This window comes from Microbacterium sp. K35 (assembly GCF_004794375.1).
Lineage (GTDB): Bacteria > Actinomycetota > Actinomycetes > Actinomycetales > Microbacteriaceae > Microbacterium > Microbacterium sufflavum.
Window position 1 is genome coordinate 1 of record NZ_SSDM01000405.1, and the last position, 16,122, is coordinate 16,122.

The window sequence follows — 16,122 nt, forward strand, 5'->3', positions numbered from 1 at the left end:
AGCTCCTCGGCCTCCGCGAAGTGCCCGAGGAGCTGATCCCCGACGGCCGCCCAGCTGCGCGCCTGGACGCTCTCGTGACCGGCGCGGCCGAACGCGCGCCGCGTGTGCGCATCGGCCGCGAGCTCGCCCACGCGCCGGCGCAGCTCCCGCAGGTCACCGGGAGGGTAGAGCCAGCCGTCGACTCCGCTGCGTACGAGGTCGAGCGGTCCCCCGCGCCCCGTCGCGACGACGGGGACGCCGCTCGCGTGCGCCTCCTGCAGGGTCTGCCCGAAGGTCTCGCTCTCCCCCGGGTGCACGAACACGTCGAACGACGCCAGGGCCGCGGCGAGCGCGTCGCCGTCGAGGTGGCCCAGGAACAGGGCGTCAGGGAGCAGGTGCTGCAGGCGCGCACGGCTCGGGCCGTCGCCGACCACGACGAGACGCGTACCGGGGATCCCGGCGAGCACGGCCAGGTCTTCCACCTGCTTCTCCGGGGCCAGACGCCCGACATAGCCGATCACGGTCTGCTCACCCCACCGTGCACGCAGAGCGGGGTCGCGGCGCGTCGGATGGAACCGCTCCGCGTCCACGCCTCTCCCCCAGCGGCGGAGGCGGTCGACGCCGAGCTGAGCGAGCTGTCGGGCGGACTCGGCAGACGGAGCCAGCGTCAGGGTGGCCCGCCGGTGGAGCCGGGTGACGTGCGCCTGCGCGATCCCCGCTGTCGCGGCCACGCGGTAGCGCTCGGCGTAGGACACGACATCGGTCTGGTACGCGGCCACCGCGGCGACTCCCTGCCGCTCCGCCGCGAGCACGCCCCGCCACCCGAGGGCGAACGGCGACGCCAGGTGCACCACGTCCGGTCGGAAGTCGGCCCAGCTCGCGATGATCCGCGCCGGGGCGGACGCGCCCACCCGCACGTCGCGGTAGCCGGGAAGGGGCATGCTCGGCACCGCCGTGATCCGCGCGCCGTGGAGCTCGCGCGGCATGCCCTCCGCCGCCGGCGCGATGACCTGCGCCTCGTGTCCACGGCGCTCGAGATGGCGGAGGATCTGCATCACGGATCCGGTCACGCCGTTCATGTGCGGAAGGAAGGACTCGGTGACGATCGCGACTCTCACACCCACAGGATGGCCGCGGCTCGAGCGGCCACCGCCCGGAAACGGCCCGGTGCACCAGATGTTCACCAGTTGCTGGACCGGGGGTCACCGGCCAGCTTCCCGTCGGTTGCCGTTCACCCGCGCCGTGCACGCTGGGCGTCGTGCCGACCGATCTGTTCGCCGACGCGCTCGCGAGCCCGTGGAGCCTCGTGGTCATGAGCCTGCTCGTACTGGGTGACGCGTTCGTCGTCGTGATCCCCGGCGAGATCGCGGTGACGGCACTCGGCGCACTGGCCGTCACGACGGGCAGTCCTCCGCTCTGGGCCGTGGTTCTGTGCGCCGCCGCGGCCGCCGCCGTCGGTGACGCCTGCTGCTACCTGATCGGACGGCTCGTCGGGACCCGGCGATGGCGGTGGATGCGCGCGCCGCGCGTGCGGCAGGCGCTGGACGGCGCCAGACGGCGCCTCGACCGCGGCGCGGCCACGGTGCTGTTCACGGCGCGCTTCGTGCCCTTCGCGCGGCTCGCGGTGAACCTCGTCGCCGGAGCCTCGCGTGTGCGACCCCTGCGCTACTTCCCCCTGGTGGTCGTCGCGGCGACCGGGTGGGCGGTGTACCAGGCCGCGGTCGGCGCCCTGATCGCCGCGGTGCTCCCCGGCGGGCCGCTGGTCGCGGTGCCGGTGTCGATCGTCGTGGCCGTGGCGCTCGGACTCGCTGTGGACCGGGTCGCCGCGCGACGCCGCGGCCGACTCCCCGCGCGCGACGACGGTGCCCTAGGCTCGGGGGCATGAGCACCGAAGAAGGCGCCTCCTCCTCGGAGGACATGAAGCGCAAGTTCAAGGAAGCGCTCGAGAAGAAGAACGCGCACCACCGGCAGGGCGAGGCCCACCTCGACGGCGACTCCGCCGTCCACGCCGCCAACGCCCCGCAGACGCGACGCGAGTTCCGACGCAAGAGCGGTTGACCGCGGTGATGCGGGAGCCGGTGATCACCGGCTCCCGCATCCCTGTCCCGCCCGTGTCATCCGCCGAGGGCCCGGTTGCGCGCGCGCTCCTCCTTCGCGGACATCGCGGTGACGGCGGCCTCGTGCAGTCCCTGGACGTCGGTGGCCTGCGGGTGCGGCGCCGCGTGGGCGTCCACCCCGTCGAGTCGTGATTCGTCGAACGGCAGCTCGCCGCTCAGGACCCGGCGTACGCGGTCGCGGTCGATCTGCCTGGTCCAGGTGCCGATCAGCAGCGTGGCGACCGCGTTGCCGGTGAAGTTCGTCAGCGCCCGCCCCTCGGACATGAACCGGTCGATGCCGACGATGACGCCGACGCCGTCGACGAGGTCGGGCCGGTACGCCTGCAGCCCGCCGGCCAGCGTCGCCAGGCCCGCTCCCGTGACGCCCGCCGCCCCCTTGCTCGCGATGATCATGAACACCAGCAGGCCGATCTGCTCCCCGATCGACATAGGCTGGCCCATCCCGGTCGCGATGAACAGCGACGCCATCGTGAGGTAGATCGCGGTGCCGTCGAGGTTGAACGAGTAGCCGGTGGGCACGGTGATGCCGACGACGGGCTTGGAGACCCCGATGTGCTCCATCTTCGCGATCAGGCGCGGCAGCGCGGACTCCGACGACGACGTGCCGACGATCAGCAGGTACTCCCTGGCCAGGTACTTCATGAGCGACAGGATGTTGACCCTGGTGACCGCCCACAGGAGCGTCCCCAGCACCACGAGGATGAAGACGATGCAGGTGATGTAGAACGCCACCATCAGGATCCCGAGGCTCCAGATCGCGGCGACCCCCGTCTTGCCCACGACGGCCGCGATCGCCCCGAAGGCGCCGATGGGGGCCAGCCACAGGATCATGCCGAGGATCCGGAACACGAGCTTCTGCAGCTGCTTGACCGCCTCCATGATCGGGGCTCCGCGCTCACCCAGCCCCTGCAGCGCGAACCCGGTGAGCAGGGCGATGAAGAGGACCTGCAGCACGCTCTCGCCCGTGAAGGCGGAGAAGAACGTCGCGGGGATGATTCCGAGCAGGAACTCCTGCGTCGTCGTGGCCTCCGTGGTCTCCGTCTGATAGCTGGCGTTCGCCATGTCGAGCCCGGAGCCGGGGTGGATGATGTTCCCCACGATCAGGCCGATCGCGAGCGCGAAGGTCGACATGACCATGAAGTAGAGCAGCGCGAGACCGCCGATCTTCCCGACCGTCGCCGCCTTCGCGATCGAACCGACACCGACCACGATCGTGCAGAAGATGATCGGCGCGATCATCATCTTGATCAGCGCGACAAATCCCGTGCCCAGCGGCTCGAACCCGCGCCCGACCTCCGGCCAGACCAGCCCGACGACCGCGCCGAGCACCACCGCGATGATCACCGAGACGTACAGCCAGGTGTGGCGGTCCCAGGCCTGCTTGCCTCGCCGCCAGTGGAACCGGGGAAGGGAGAATCCCGTCGTGAGCGCCATGCGTCCTCCTCGTGTCGACGTCGTCGTCCGAGCCGGTGGCCTCTGTACCCCCGACCCCTTCCACGGTCTCCGCGCTCGCACGACGACGCCATTTGTGGTCGTATTGGTCCCTGCCGGACCCGTCGACGATCGGAGGAACGGGATGGCGCACGCCTCCCCCGGCCGCAGCGCCGCGTCGCGGGTGTTCGCGGCGCTCGTGGTGACCGCCGTGGTCGTCGGCGCCCTCGTCGCGCTGTTCCTCGTGGTGGAGGCGCAGCGTGCCGTCCGCTCCGAGGCCGAACGGCTCACCGCCGCCACAGCCGCCGCCCTCGCCTCCGCACCGGACGTGGTCGCACTGCTCACCCGCGGCGATACGGCGAGCGCGAGCGCGTCGCTCGAACCGTACGCGCTAGAGGTCATCGACAGGGCGGGGTTGGACTTCGTCACGATCATGACGCCGGAGGGTCTGCGCCTCACCCATCCCGATCCGACTCAGATCGGCGCGCCGTACCTCGGGACGGTCCCGTCGACCCCGCGCGTGCTCACCGAGGAGTTCCGCGGCACGCTCGGTCCGTCCGTGCGGACGATCGTCCCTGTTGTCGATGATGACGGCACCCTGGTGGGCTGGGTCGCCACGGGGGTGACGACCGAGACCATCTCCGAGACCCTGGTGCGGCGGTTGCCGCTGTCGCTCGCCATCACGGCGGGACTGGTGCTGCTCGGGGTGGGCGGTGCCCTGCTCGCCCGTCGGGTGACGCGGCGGTTCGCGGGCGACCTGCCGCCGGGGAGCTGCGCGACGCGGTCTCCTCCTATGAGTCGGTGCGCACCCTCGGCGAAGCGCTGCGGGCGCAGACGCACGAGCACGGCAACCGCATGCACGCGGCGGTGGCGCTGCTCGGACTCGACCGCCGCGACGAGGCGATCGAGATCCTCACGCAGACGTCCCGGCAGAGCCAGTCCCTCGTGGACCAGGTCACGGCGCGGCAGCACGGCGACCCCGCGGTGGGCGCACTGCTGCTGGGCAAGGCCGCACAGGCGCGCGAGCGCGGCATCGACTGGCGGATGGACATCGCCCCGGACACCCCGCGCACCCCGCTGGCGCCCGTCGACGCGGTGGCCGTGCTCGGGAATCTGGTCGACAACGCGATGGATGCCGCGGCGGAATCCGCAGACCGCTGGGTGCGGGTGTCGCTGCGGCGCGGCGATCATGGCGGCATCGTGCTGGAGGTGGCGGACAGCGGCCCGGGGATCCCGGTCGATCAGAGGGAGCGGATCTTCGCCCAGGGGTATACGACGAAGCCCGCGGGGCCGCACGGGCGCGGCATCGGGCTGGCCCTCGTCCGCTCCGTCGTGAGGGAGGCCGGCGGGGACGTGACCGTGGCGGGCCCGCCGACGGTGTTCCGGGTGACCCTCCCGTCGGCATCGTCACGCGGGAGCAGGTCGTGATCCGCGTCCTGCTGGTCGACGACGACCCGCTGACCCTCGAGCTGCATCGCACCTACCTCGCGCGGCTGGACGGCTTCGCGGTGGCCGGTGAGTGCACGGGAGCGCGCGCGGCTCTCACGGCCGTGCGGGAGCGACCCGGCGCTGGCGCGTTCGATCTGATGCTGCTCGACGTGACGATGCCGGACGGATCCGGACTGGAGGTGCTGCGCGCGCTCCGCGCGAGCGGTGCGGCGCTGGACGTGATCGCGATCACCGGCGTGCGCGACGCGGAGACGGTGCGGCAGATGGCGGCACTCGGCGTCTTCCACTACCTCGTGAAGCCGTTCGCGTTTGCGGTGTTCCGGGAGCGGCTGGAGCAGTACCGGGCGTATCGTGCCCAGGCGCACGGGACGACGGGCCCGGCGACGCAGGCGGAGATCGACGCGCTGCTGAGTCGGTCGACCGGAGCCATCGTCCTGCCGAAGGGCCTGTCGGCGACCTCGCTGGAGCGCGTGACGGCGGAGCTGCGCGCCCGCGGACCGCTCTCCGCGCGCGAGGCCGCCGAGCGCCTCGGACTGTCACGCGTGGCCGTGCGCCGCTACCTCGAGCACCTGGTCGTCGAGGGCGTGGCGGTGCGCGGTGCCCGCTACGGGACGCGCGGTCGACCCGAGACCGAGTACACCTGGCGGCGGGGACCGGCTGGGCGGTGACGCGCGCCCCGTCCCCGTGTCTCCACGGGGACGGGGCGCGGACGTCGGCGCGGGGTCACTCGCCCGCGAGACCGCCGAGCATGTGTCCGAACGATCGACCCTCACCGAGATAGGTCGCCGGGTCGTACGGGTCGACGACCGTGGCCGCCTCGCGGCGGGCGACCGCCTCGGCCAGCTCCCTGGCACCCTTCTCGACGCGCTTGGCGAGCGGGGCCACGTCGTCGCCCGCGCCGCCCCAGTCGCTGGACGCCGCGAACACGCCGGTCGACACGGCCTCCGCGTGCAGGTAGGCGAATAGCGGGCGGATCGCGTAGTCGATCGCGAGCGAGTGCCGCGGGGTGCCCGCGTTGGCGCCGATCAGCACGGGCTTCCCGGTCAGCGCGTCCGGGTCGAGCACGTCGATGAACGACTTGAACAGGCCGGAGTAGCTGGTCGAGAAGATGGGCGTCACGGCGATCAGCGCGTCCGCCGAGACGACCGTGTTGATCGCGGTCTCCAGGGCGGGCGGCGCGAAGCCCGTCAGCAGGTTGTTGGTGATGTCGTGCGCGTAGTCACGCAGCTCGATCACGTCGACCGTGGCCTGGATGTCGCGCTCGGCGAGCGCCTTGACGGTCTCGGCGGCGAGCCGGTCGGCCAGCATCCGCGTGGACGAGGGGTTCGACAGGCCGGCCGAGACGACGGCGATGCGACGCGTGGTCATGTCAGGCCTCCTTCCGGCCGAGTCCGAACGCGGCACCCGCGGGTGCCGGGGTGTCCTGGTAGGGCGAGTCGCCCGTGAGGTTGTCGCCCCGGTTGGCGCCGGGTCGCGCCTGACGCGTGGGGCCGTCGCCGAACTCGGCCTTCACGCGCGCGGCGTGCGTCGGGGCGTCGGGCACGCCGGCCGGACGGTCCTTCGCGAGCTCCTTGCGCAGCACCGGCACGACCTCGGAGCCGAGGATGTCGATCTGCTCGAGCACCGTCTTCAGCGGAAGGCCGGCGTGGTCGATCAGGAAGAGCTGGCGCTGGTAGTCACCGAAGTGCTCACGCATACCCGCGTACCGGTCGATGACCTGCTGCGGCGAACCGACCGTCAGCGGCGTCATCTCGGTGAAGTCCTCCATGCTCGGGCCGTGGCCGTACACGGGGGCGTTGTCGAAGTACGGCCGGAACTGGTTCACGGCGTCCTGCGACTTCGCGGCCATGAACACCTGCCCGCCGAGTCCGACGATGGCCTGCTCGCGCGTGCCGTGGCCGTAGTGCTCGAAGCGCTGGCGGTACAGCTCGATCAGGCGCTGATAGTGCTCCTTCGGCCAGAAGATGTTGTTCGCGAAGAACCCGTCGCCGTAGTAGGCGGCCTGCTCCGCGATCTCCGGGGTGCGGATCGATCCGTGCCAGACGAACGGGGGGATGCCGTCGAGCGGGCGCGGGGTCGACGTGAAGCCCTGCAGCGGGGTGCGGAACTTGCCCTCCCAGTCGACGACGTCCTCGCGCCACAGCTTGTGCAGCAGGGCGTAGTTCTCGATCGCGAGCGGGAGGCCCTGACGGATGTCCTGTCCGAACCACGGGTACACCGGGCCGGTGTTGCCGCGCCCGAGCATCAGGTCCATGCGGCCGTCGGACACGTGCTGCAGCATCGCGTACTCCTCGGCGATGCGCACGGGGTCGTTCGTGGTGATGAGCGTGGTCGACGTCGAGACGATCAGCCGCTCGGTCTGCGCGGCCAGCGCCGCCAGGAACGTGGTGGGGCTGGAGGACCAGAACGGCGGGTTGTGGTGCTCGCCGATCGCGAAGACGTCGAGGCCCACTTCCTCGGCGTGGGTGGCGATGGCCAGCGTGGCCTTGATGCGCTCCTGCTCGCTGGGGGTGACGCCCGTGGTGGGGTCGCGGGTGATGTCGCTGACCGACATGATGCCGAACTGCATCGCCTGCGCGCCTGACTGCTCGCTCATGATTGCTCCGTGTTCTCCGAACCCGATGATCGTGCCACCCGGTTCTATTCATTTGAATGTAATCGTGTCAACGCGTGCACGGCAACTTTATTCCCGCGCCTGTAGCCTCGGAGGATGAGCACCACCGGGGCCGACATCACGGGGCCCGCCACCGGGTCCGTCCCGCGGAAGCGCCGGCGCGTGCCCTTCTGGGACAACGCTCGCTACGCGTGCATCGTCCTCGTCGTGCTCGGCCATGCGATCCAGCGGCTCATCTACGACTCCGACATCGCGTTCGCGTTCTACCTCGCGCTGTACGCGTTCCACATGCCGGCGTTCGCGATCATCTCCGGCTACTTCTCCAAGTCGGGCTCGCCCACCAAGACGCAGATGGCCAGGGTGATCACCGACATCGTCCTGCCCTACGTGATCTTCGAGACGCTGTGGACCCTCACCAAGTGGCTCGTCGAAGGTCAGGCCACCCCGAACTTCACCAAACCGAGCTGGACACTGTGGTTCCTCCTGGCGCTGGCGATCTTCCGCCTCGTCCTCCCCTACCTCGCACTGCTGCGCTGGCCGCTGCTGTGGACCGTCGTGATCTCGATCGGCGCCGGCTACCTCTCCAACGTCGACAGCACCTTCTCGCTGTCCCGCACGCTGGGCCTCCTCCCCTTCTTCACGCTCGGCTGGTGGCTGCGCGAGCACGACATCGTCAACCGGCTGCGCCTGCTGGACTTCCGCCCCTGGTGGATCCGCGCGGCGGCGATCGGCGTCTTCGCGGCGACCGGGTGGGCCGCCTGGAACTGGCTTCCGCTGTGGCAGGCCGCCGACCTGCGCGAATGGCTGTTCTACGAGGCCTCCTACTCCGACCTGGTCGGCACGCAGTGGTGGGCCGGCGCGATCCGGGTCGCCCTCATGCTGCTCGCCGTCGTCCTGTGCGCGGCGTTCTTCGCGCTGATCCCCCGCGGCTCGTACTGGTGGACGACCTTCGGCCAGTACACGATGTACGTCTACCTGCTGCACTCGTTCGTGCTCTATCCCTTCCGGGAGAGCGGTGTGCTGCGCGACCTCGAGCCGACCTGGTTCTGGCTGCCGCTCGTGACCGCGCTCTCGGTGGTCCTCGCGCTGCTGCTGGCTACCAAGCCCGTGCGACGGCTGTTCCGCCCGCTCGTGGAGCCGCGCCCGCGCTGGCTGTTCTCCGATCCCGAGCTCGCCGCGCGCGAGGGTCGCAGGAACGACCCGACCGGCTCGCGTCGTCCCCGATGAGCGGCGCCCCCGGAGCCGACGCCCTCTCCGTGAAGGACAGCCTGGTCGCGATCATAGAGGACACGGGCTTCCGCGCACACGGCCTCCACGTGCGCGCGGGCGACGGGACCGCCGAGCACCGCTGGGCACCGGACGTGCGAGAGGACATCCAGTCGGTCGCGAAGGGCGTGTGCGTGCTCGCCGTGGCTCTCGCCGCCGACGACGGCGTGGTCTCGCTCGACGAGCCCGTGGCGCACCTCCTCCCCGATCACGAGCTCGGGCCGGGCGTCGACCGGGTGACGCTGCGCCACCTCCTGTCGATGTCGAGCGGGATCGACCTGCCCTGGTCGCCCACACTTCTGACCGACTGGCCCGACCTCGCCGCGGAGTTCCTGCGGCGCCCCTCCCGCGGGCGCGTCTTCCAGTACTCCAATGCCAGCACCTACACCGCCATGGCGGCCCTCGCCGCGCGCGTCGGCGACGTGGGCGACTACCTCGACGACCGCCTGCTCGGCCCGCTCGGCATCCACGGCACGCAGTGGAGCCGATGCCCCCACGGCCGCATCGAGGCGGGCGGCGGTCTCGCGCTGCGCACCGAGGAGATGGCGCGCATCGGGCGGCTGATCCGCGACCGCGGCGCGTGGGAGGGGCGTCGGTTGGTGTCGCCGGAGCACATCGATGCGATGCACCGCGACGGAGTGGTCGCCGGCGTGAACCCGGGCTACGACCGCTATGCCCTCGCCGGGTGGGGCGGGCCGGGACGGGCCTGGCGGCTGCACGGCGCCCACGGGCAGCTGATGATCTTCCTCGATGACGCCGTGGTGACGATCAGCGCCGAGGACCACGCGGGAGCCGACGCCCTGGCCGCGTCTGTCGTCGAGGTCCTGGAGGCCGCGCGGCTCGCGTCCTAGGGCGGGTCAGGTCAGGTGAAGAGCTCGGCGCCCACGTAGGAGCCGGGCTTCGCGCCGGCCGGCACCGCCCAGATCCCCGACCCGACGTGGCGGATGTACTCGTTCATGCGGTCGGTCGCCAGCCGGCGCTGCAGCGTGATGAACTGCGCGGGGTCGCGCTGATACGACAGGAAGAAGAGCCCGGCGTCGAGCCGTCCGAGCGTGTTGTTGCCGTCCACGTAGTTGTAGCCGCGGCGGAGGATGCGCACGCCGTCGTTCTGCGTCGGGTGCGCGAGCCGCACGTGGCTGTGGGCGTCGATCGCGCCGCCGTGGAAGTCGGGCTCGGTGAACTCGTCGCCGCCGGAGAGCGGAGCGCCCTCGCCCTTGTCGCGGCCGATGATGGTGGCCTGCTCCGAGAGTCGCACCCGGTCCCACGTCTCGATCAGCATCGCGATGCGCCGGGCGACCAGGTACGAGCCGCCCGCGAGCCAGCCCGGATCGTCCGCGGCGGAGACCCACACGTGCTCGTCGAGCGCGGCGGTGTCGTCGGCGAGGATGTTTGCGGTGCCGTCCTTGAAGCCGAACAGGTTGCGCGGCGTGGCCTGCGCCGCCGTGGTGCGGGACGTCTTGCCGAACCCGAGCTGCGACCACCGCAGTCGCGCGCGCCCGAACGCGATCCGGCTGAGGTTCCTGATCGCATGCACCGCCACCTGCGGGTCGTCGGCGCACGCCTGCACGCAGAGGTCGCCGTGGGACATCTCGGGGTCGAGGTCGTCGCCGAGGAAGGCGGGCAGCCGCTCCAGCCCTGCGGGGCGCTGCGCCGCGATGCCGTAGCGGTCGCCGGCTTCGTTCTCGAACAGGCTCGGACCGAACCCGATCGTGATGGTCAGCCCGGCGGACGGCAGACCGAGCGCTTCACCCGTGTCGTCGGGCGGGGCTTCCGGGCTGCCGCCGACGGCACCGCTCGCGCTGACCTCGAGTCCCTGCGTGAGGCGCGAGGCCGCGTAGCTCCAGTCCTGGAGCAGCGAGATCAGGTCGTCGCGGTCGGTGCGCGGCATCATGTCGAAGCTCGCGAAGTGCAGGTGGTCCTGCACGGGCGTGGTGATGCCGGCCTGGTGCACGCCGAAGAAGTCGTAGCTGTTCTGCGCGTCTTCGGCGGCGCGGGCGCGTCCGAGCGCGACGCCGCCGGTCAGTCCCGCCCCCAGGCCGACCGCGAGACCTGCGACCCCGCCGCCGACCGCGAGACCGAGCAGTCCGCGCCTGCTCAGCCCCGCGGGAGCGTCGACGCGTGCGGCCTCCGCCCGGTCCTCCGGTTCGCGGATCGGTTCGCTCTCGGTCATGTCCGGCGCCTCTGCGGTCCCGTCAGTCGAGCACCGTCGCGGTCAGCTGCGACAGCGGCTCGGCCAGGGCGTTGATCAGGTCGGTCAGCTCGCGCTTGTCGTCCGCCGTGAGGGTGGCGTACCCGACGAACCCGTCCGCGAGGGAGCCGTGCGTGGCGAGCGACGACTCGAGCGCGGCGTACCCCGACTCGATCTCGTCGACCAGCGCGGCGCCGTCATCACCCTGCGCCGTGGCGAAGTCCTGCACCAGGGAGAACGCCATCTTGGAGCCTTCGACGTTCGCCGCGAAGTCGAACAGGTCGGTGCCGGACCACCAGTCCTCCTCGCCGGAGATCTTGCCGGTCGCGACCTCGTCGAGCAGCGCGATCGCGCCATTGGAGACACCGGCGATGCCCTGGTCTTCCAGGGTCGTTGTGAAGTCGTCGGAGTGCACGTAGTCGTACAGCTCCTGCACGTCGGCGAGCAGCAGGTCGCCGTAGTCGGCACGTTCCTCGGGCGTGGACGGGGCCCAGCCCTGCCACGCGGGCGTCTCCCCGTCGGCGTTGAGGGCGTCCTGCGCCGGCACCCACAGGTCCTTCTCGATGCGGTGGAAGCCGGTCCAGTCGAGCCCGTCGGCCACGGCGTCGACCTCGCGGAAGTCGATGCGCGGATCGAGGTCGCCCAGCGCCTCGGCCACGGGCTCGATGCGCTCGTAGAAGGCGCGGCTCTGCGGGAACAGCGTGCGGGCGGTCGCGTCGTCGCCGGACTGGTAGGCGGCCACGAGCTCTTCCACCGCCGGCACGAGCTGACCGACCTGATCCTTCACGAACGCCGCGTACAGGTCGACCGCCGTCGTCTTCTGCTCGGCGTCCGGCCCGTCGACGGCCACCGGGTCGCCCGTGACGGTGAAGGCGGCCTTGCCCACGCCGTCGCCCACCATGCCCGGCTTGCACAGCGTGAAGTAGTCACCGGGCTGCACCACGACCGTGAGCGTGCGCGACGCCGCCGGCGCGATGTTCTCGACCTCGCCGACGATGCGCAGGCCGTCGTCCGCGAGCAGGTAGAACTCCGACACCTGGTCGGTGTCATTCGAGACGTCGAACGTGAGGGTGCCGCTCTCCGCGGTGGCGGCCGAGACCGCGCAGTCGGAGTCGGTGGACGACACGTCGAAGGCGGCCGTAGCCGCGGTGTCCTCCTTCGCGACGCAGCCGCTCAGGACGAGGACGGCTGCGCCGGTCACGGCCAGCACCCCCAGGGACCGGGACGAGATGGTCATGCTGCTCCTTGCTGTGAGAGAGGGGTCGCCTCGGTGCGAGGGCGCGGCGTCGGTGCCGCGGAGCGACGCCGCGGGCGGAGGCCACGCACGTAGAACGTGCCGACGATGGCGAGGTAGAGGACCCAGGCGGTCACCTGGAGCCAGGTCATGGCCGGCATGAAGCCGATGGTGGCCTGCAGCACGGCGGCGAGAGGGCCGCCGGGGGCGATCGCAGACGACACGTCGAAGGCCCAGCCGAACGGGAAGCCGGCCGCCCCCACGGCGACCGCGCCGGTGGCCGCGTCGATCGGCGCGGCGGCCGTGAACGGACCGGGCAGCGCCCCCGCCTCCTGCAGATCCATGACGGCGTACGCGAGCACGCCGGCGGCGACGATCACGAGGAACCCGCCGGTCCAGGCGAAGAACCGGCGCAAGTCGAGGCGCAGCGCGCCCCGCGAGATCAGCCAGCCGAGGGCCACCGCGGCGAGCAGACCGAGCAGCGCGCCCAGCAGCGCGGAGGGCGCGTCGCCGAACGACTGCACCATCGACCACAGCAGCAGGGTGGTCTCGATACCCTCCCTGGCGACGGAGACGAAGCCGATCGCGACGAGCGCCCAGAGTCCGCCCGCGGTGAGCGCGCGGTCGACGCCGCCCTCGAGGGTCGCCTTCATCGTGCGTCCGGCCCGCTGCATCCAGAAGATCATCCAGGTGACCATCGCGACCGCGAGCAGGGACAGCCCGCCGCCGATCAGCTCCTGGGCGGTGAACGTGAGCTCGTACGCGCCGAAGGTGAGGACCGCACCGATGGCCAGAGCGAGCCCGACCGCGAGACCGACGCCCGCCCAGAGCTTCGGGAGCGCATCACGCCGGTCGAGACGCCGCAGGTAGGCGACGAGGATGCCGACGACGAGCGCGGCTTCGAGCCCCTCGCGGAGGCCGATGAGGAAGGTGGCGAGCACGGACGGTGTCCCTCTGATGACGACTGAGGTAAGGCATCCCTTACCAACGAGACTCTAGCACCGCGACACCCGTTCCCCCGACCGGATGACATCCGCCGGTGCCGGGACACCCGCCCGAGTAACGCGACGCAACACTCGCCCGCGGCCCGAGAACCTCGACATACCCTCGGTCCATGGCTGAACTCTCGCTCCCGATCCTTGACCTCTCCCAGCTCGACCAGGGCCCCGAGGCCGCGGCGCGGTTCCGCGACGAGCTGCGTGCCGCGACCCACGACGTCGGCTTCTTCTACCTCACCGGCACCGGCGTCTCTCCCGAGCTGGAGGCGCGCCTGCACCGCGCCGCACTCGACTTCTTCGCCCTCCCCGAAGAGGACAAGCTCGCGATCGAGAACGTCAACAGCCCCCACTTCCGCGGCTACACCCGGGTCGGCGGCGAGCGGACCCAGGGCAAGGTCGACTGGCGCGAGCAGATCGACATCGGCCCGGAGCGCGAGCCTGTGAGCGACGGCCCCGCCTTCAACCGCCTGATCGGCCCGAACCTGTGGCCAGCGGCCCAGCCCGAGCTCCAGGCCGTGGTCGCGGAGTGGCACGAGACGCTGTCCGAGGTGTCGCGCACGCTGCTGCGCGCGTGGGCACAGACCCTCGGCGCCGACGAGAGCTACTTCGACGAGCACTTCGGTGAGCCGTCGACTCTCATCAAGATCGTCCGGTACCCCGGCACGCACGAGCCGGAGCCGCAGCAGGGCGTCGGCGCGCACAAGGACTCCGGTGTGCTCACGCTCCTGTGGGTCGAGCCGGGCAAGGGCGGCCTCCAGGTGGAGCGGGACGGCAGCTGGGTGGATGCACCCCCGGTGCCCGGCGCGTTCGTGGTGAACATCGGCGAGCTGCTGGAGTACGCGACCGGTGGCTACCTCAAGGCCACGAACCACCGGGTCGTCTCGCCGAAGGCCCCGGACGAGCGCATCTCGATCCCGTTCTTCTTCAACCCCGCGCTCGACAAGCGGCTGCCGCTGATCGAGCTGCCGGACGAGCTGGCCGCCGAGGCCACCGGCGTGACCGACGACCCGAGCAACCCGATCCACGCGCTCTACGGGGAGAACGCCCTGAAGTCGCGCCTGCGCGCCCACCCCGACGTCGCCGCGATCCATCACGCCGACCTCGTGGGCTCCCCCGCCTGAGCCGCGGACGGCGGTTCAGCCCTCGTCCGCCCACGCGATCTCACGCAGCGCGGCCAGGTGCGCGGCGAACGCCGCACGCCCCTTCGGCGTCGTGCGCACCCAGTCCCCGCCGGTGGCGCGGAGGAGACGACGGTCGACCACGACGAACCGCTGCGCCTCGAGGCGACGGATCGCATCGCGAAGGCCGTCCGCGTCTCCCGGGAAGATCCGCCGTAGCGTCTCCACCTCGAGATCAGCGCCGTCGTTCAGCACGGCCATGAGACCGAAGGCGACCGAGGGCGCGAAGGTGTCGTTCAGCCGCGCGACCGGGTCCGTCGATTCCGCCCTACTCATGGCCACGTCCCCGCAGAGCGGCGGCCCCGCCGATCAGCACCACCACTCCCGCCGCCACGGCTGCTGAAATCGTCGGCTCAGGGGACAGCACGACGAGCACTACCGACGCGATCGTGGCGACCAGCAGCGCCACGACGTGGGGCCACCGCCACGATGCCCCGATCGTCGTCAAGCCGATCGCCGTCGTCGATGCCGCGGTCCACACGAGAACGACCGCCATCGTCACGAGGAGGAGGAGCATCCCGCTCGCCGGGTCTGCGGGAACCGTTCCGAGCCAGGCCACCGTCCCCACCGCCAGACCGACGAGCACCGTGCCCCACCGCGCCGGAACCGAGAGCCGCTGCGGCTCCTGGCGCGTCGGCCGCGGAGCCCGCAGGAGCGCTACCGTCCCGTAACCGCCGAAGCCGAGCAGGGTGGCCGCCGCGGGCACCACCAGCCAGAGCGGAGAAACTCGTTCGTTCATGCTGACGAGGAGGAGGGTCGCCACCCCGGCCAGAACGAGCCCGACACCCCCGACGATCAGGACCCGGCGGAAGGGCGCCGGACGCACACCCCGGTCGCTCCGGGCGATGAAGCCCTCGCCGAGCTGTCCCCACAGGATGGCCAGGACGAGGAGCGCCTGCCAGCGCAGAGAGGGCGTGCGATCGCGCATCATCGAGGCCGCGATGCACAGGTACGCCGAGAACCAGACGCCGCTGACGATGCGGAGCCACGCGACCGGGCGCCGGTCGACCAGACGGTCGCGCCGCTCGACGATCTCCTCGGCGTAGGCGAGGTATCGACGGGCGACATCCGGGTCAGGCGGCTCGAGGGGCGTCTGCGCTGCGGCGGATGTCGGATCCACGTCGATCTCCTCACGTCACGAGTTGCCTCGTCCGTTATAAGAAGGCGCGGGCGGAACGGCAATATTCGGCTCGCTACAACGCATCTGCACACGACGAAGGCCGCCCCACACCGTGGGGCGGCCTTCTCAAGAATGTTCTGCGCGATTGAACGCTGGGTTCGCTCTGCCTTATCGGCGGAGTCCGAGACGCTCGATCAGCGAACGGTAACGCTCGATGTCGATGTCCTGGAGGTAGCCGAGCAGACGACGGCGCTGACCCACGAGCAGGAACAGACCACGACGCGAGTGGTGGTCGTGCTTGTGCTCCTTGAGGTGCTCGGTGAGGTCCTTGATGCGCTGCGTCAGCATTGCGACCTGCACCTCGGGGGATCCGGTGTCACCGGGGTGCGTCGCGTACTCTTCGATGATCGCCTTCTTGACGTCTGCTTCCAGTGCCATAGATTCGATCCCCTCTCTGCTTGTTGCGCGGCGCCCGACGCCTGATGCGTGAGCTCTCTTTATCCGCGGCCGATCGAACGGCAACCTGACGAGTCTACCAGCCCGGGCGA

The 16,122-nt window shown here is 71.2% G+C and carries 17 protein-coding genes and 1 pseudogene; 8 read left to right on the plus strand and 10 right to left on the minus strand.

From position 1 onward, the window contains the following. The coding region (locus DW299_RS16640) for a glycosyltransferase family 4 protein (protein WP_136037249.1) at positions 1-1,097 on the minus strand (1,097 nt) is incomplete at its 3' end. Positions 1,098-1,237: 140 nt separating this feature from the next. On the opposite strand from DW299_RS16640, the gene DW299_RS16645 reads away from it, so the two are divergent. Beyond that, entirely contained in the window at positions 1,238-1,864 is a 627-nt protein-coding gene (locus DW299_RS16645) for a DedA family protein (protein ID WP_240745438.1), read from the plus strand. Then, a complete protein-coding gene (locus tag DW299_RS19300; protein ID WP_168387276.1) occupies positions 1,861-2,037 on the plus strand; it encodes a DUF5302 domain-containing protein in 177 nt (58 codons plus the stop codon). Before DW299_RS16645 ends, DW299_RS19300 begins: the two co-directional genes overlap by 4 nt. 56 nt (positions 2,038-2,093) lie before the next feature. On the opposite strand, the gene DW299_RS16650 is transcribed toward DW299_RS19300, so the two are convergent. Beyond that, entirely contained in the window at positions 2,094-3,530 is a 1,437-nt protein-coding gene (locus tag DW299_RS16650) for a cation:dicarboxylate symporter family transporter (protein ID WP_136037250.1), read from the minus strand. Between the two features lie 142 nt (positions 3,531-3,672). On the opposite strand from DW299_RS16650, the pseudogene DW299_RS19560 reads away from it, so the two are divergent. From DW299_RS19560 to DW299_RS16660, 3 genes and pseudogenes are all read left to right on the plus strand, one after another. Continuing rightward, positions 3,673-4,119: pseudogene (locus tag DW299_RS19560) on the plus strand (ATPase); the annotation flags it as partial. Positions 4,120-4,328: 209 nt separating this feature from the next. Beyond that, positions 4,329-4,955 carry a sensor histidine kinase gene (locus DW299_RS19565; protein ID WP_240745439.1) on the plus strand — a complete coding sequence of 209 codons (627 nt, stop codon included), beginning with the start codon at positions 4,329-4,331 and terminating at the stop codon, positions 4,953-4,955. Continuing rightward, on the plus strand, positions 4,952-5,644 hold the full coding sequence (locus tag DW299_RS16660; protein ID WP_136037251.1) for a response regulator: 693 nt from the start codon (positions 4,952-4,954) through the stop codon (positions 5,642-5,644). The genes DW299_RS19565 and DW299_RS16660 overlap by 4 nt, the downstream gene beginning before the upstream one ends. Before the next feature lie 55 nt (positions 5,645-5,699). On the opposite strand, the gene DW299_RS16665 is transcribed toward DW299_RS16660, so the two are convergent. Next, positions 5,700-6,344: an FMN reductase gene (locus DW299_RS16665; RefSeq protein WP_136035054.1), complete on the minus strand. Its 645-nt coding sequence runs from the start codon at positions 6,342-6,344 to the stop codon at positions 5,700-5,702. Between the two features lies 1 nt (position 6,345). Further along, a complete protein-coding gene (locus tag DW299_RS16670) occupies positions 6,346-7,572 on the minus strand; it encodes an LLM class flavin-dependent oxidoreductase (protein ID WP_136037252.1) in 1,227 nt (408 codons plus the stop codon). 114 nt (positions 7,573-7,686) lie between these two features. Between DW299_RS16670 and DW299_RS16675 the strand changes: the two genes are divergently transcribed. Further along, entirely contained in the window at positions 7,687-8,817 is a 1,131-nt protein-coding gene (locus DW299_RS16675) for an acyltransferase family protein (protein WP_136035058.1), read from the plus strand. Continuing rightward, the gene (locus tag DW299_RS16680) at positions 8,814-9,707 is read left to right on the plus strand and encodes a serine hydrolase domain-containing protein (protein ID WP_136037253.1); all 894 of its coding nucleotides are present in this window, start codon (positions 8,814-8,816) and stop codon (positions 9,705-9,707) included. The genes DW299_RS16675 and DW299_RS16680 overlap by 4 nt, the downstream gene beginning before the upstream one ends. Positions 9,708-9,718: 11 nt before the next feature. On the opposite strand, the gene efeB is transcribed toward DW299_RS16680, so the two are convergent. From efeB to efeU, 3 genes are read right to left on the minus strand one after another with little or no spacing between them, the layout of a single operon-like run. After that, positions 9,719-11,026 (minus strand): iron uptake transporter deferrochelatase/peroxidase subunit, encoded by a 1,308-nt coding sequence (efeB, locus tag DW299_RS16685; RefSeq protein WP_136037254.1) that lies wholly within the window; start codon positions 11,024-11,026, stop codon positions 9,719-9,721. A gap of 22 nt (positions 11,027-11,048) precedes the next feature. After that, entirely contained in the window at positions 11,049-12,281 is a 1,233-nt protein-coding gene (efeO, locus tag DW299_RS16690) for an iron uptake system protein EfeO (RefSeq protein WP_136037255.1), read from the minus strand. Further along, entirely contained in the window at positions 12,278-13,219 is a 942-nt protein-coding gene (gene efeU / locus DW299_RS16695; RefSeq protein WP_136035066.1) for an iron uptake transporter permease EfeU, read from the minus strand. Before efeU ends, efeO begins: the two co-directional genes overlap by 4 nt. 173 nt (positions 13,220-13,392) lie before the next feature. Here efeU and DW299_RS16700 point away from each other — a divergent pair, with 173 nt between their 5' ends. After that, a complete protein-coding gene (locus tag DW299_RS16700) occupies positions 13,393-14,397 on the plus strand; it encodes an isopenicillin N synthase family dioxygenase (protein ID WP_136037256.1) in 1,005 nt (334 codons plus the stop codon). A 15-nt stretch (positions 14,398-14,412) separates the two neighbouring features. Here the strand turns inward: DW299_RS16700 and DW299_RS16705 are convergent, their stop codons facing one another. From DW299_RS16705 to rpsO, 3 genes are all read right to left on the minus strand, one after another. Then, on the minus strand, positions 14,413-14,730 hold the full coding sequence (locus tag DW299_RS16705; protein WP_136037257.1) for a transcriptional regulator: 318 nt from the start codon (positions 14,728-14,730) through the stop codon (positions 14,413-14,415). After that, entirely contained in the window at positions 14,723-15,574 is an 852-nt protein-coding gene (locus tag DW299_RS16710) for a hypothetical protein (RefSeq protein ID WP_136037258.1), read from the minus strand. Before DW299_RS16710 ends, DW299_RS16705 begins: the two co-directional genes overlap by 8 nt. A gap of 168 nt (positions 15,575-15,742) precedes the next feature. Continuing rightward, entirely contained in the window at positions 15,743-16,012 is a 270-nt protein-coding gene (gene rpsO, locus DW299_RS16715; RefSeq protein WP_055993247.1) for a 30S ribosomal protein S15, read from the minus strand. Positions 16,013-16,122 lie beyond the last annotated feature (110 nt).